The organism is Vibrio sp. 811 (genome assembly GCF_033339195.1).
Window position 1 is genome coordinate 1 of the sequence record NZ_JAWOUB010000295.1, and the last position, 781, is coordinate 781.

A 781-nucleotide genomic window follows, 5' to 3' on the forward strand; every position below is an offset into this window, starting at 1 on the left:
CAATTGCGTATATAGTGGTTTTTTTTGGCCTAAGTCTATTAAGAACGTTCAATTGCTCACACAAACCTAGTCTTAAATATGATGTGTATGAGATAAATGGGATAAAGCGTGAAACTAAAAATTTATTTTAAAACATCGAATAACAAAGGCTTTGAAATCGCATCATATCAAGAACATTACGAGACAATTGTTGATCAATGGCTTTCGTTAGGTCGTACACTAGAATCGAGTTCTTTTTTCCTTGTGCTGTACGATGATGATGGTAAGTGTGTAGATGCCAAATATCTTTCAAAAAATAATTTTAGTCGATTGCTGATAGAGTGGGACTGCTTTGGTTTAAAAGAAAGTAATGAGTAATTTAACGTAACACATATTGTGCGAACTGAACGATAGAACGCAAAAGGTTGCCCAAACCGGCGACCTTTTTTACATCTGGCAGATACGAAAAACGCCTCCCAATGGGAGGCGTTTTTCTTGAGGACGTTCATTACCTTAGAAAAGGATCGTTGAGATCCATGCTCTTTGGTTGTAATCTCAATCCCCAGATATGAAAAAACCGCCTTGCCGGGCGGTTTATTTCGGAATACTTACTAGTTTTGCGACATGTGTAAGTCCTTTCATGATAGCCATATCATCTAAGCACTTCAAGTATTCCTGCACCTGTTTTGGATTCAAGATGTTTTGGAACAGGCGATGCGCATCAGCCACCGATCAAGGGAAGTTCCATAGGTGGCAGGTAAAGGCACTAATCAAAACTTGCGAAAGCACGATAAAACCGCTC

1 protein-coding gene is annotated in these 781 nt (G+C 39.1%); it reads left to right on the forward strand.

The genetic code is table 11. From position 1 onward, the window contains the following. Positions 1-108 precede the first annotated feature (108 nt). The gene (locus tag R7Q46_RS26450) at positions 109-357 is read left to right on the forward strand and encodes a hypothetical protein (RefSeq protein ID WP_213912511.1); all 249 of its coding nucleotides are present in this window, start codon (positions 109-111) and stop codon (positions 355-357) included. The last annotated feature ends 424 nt before the right edge of the window (positions 358-781 follow it).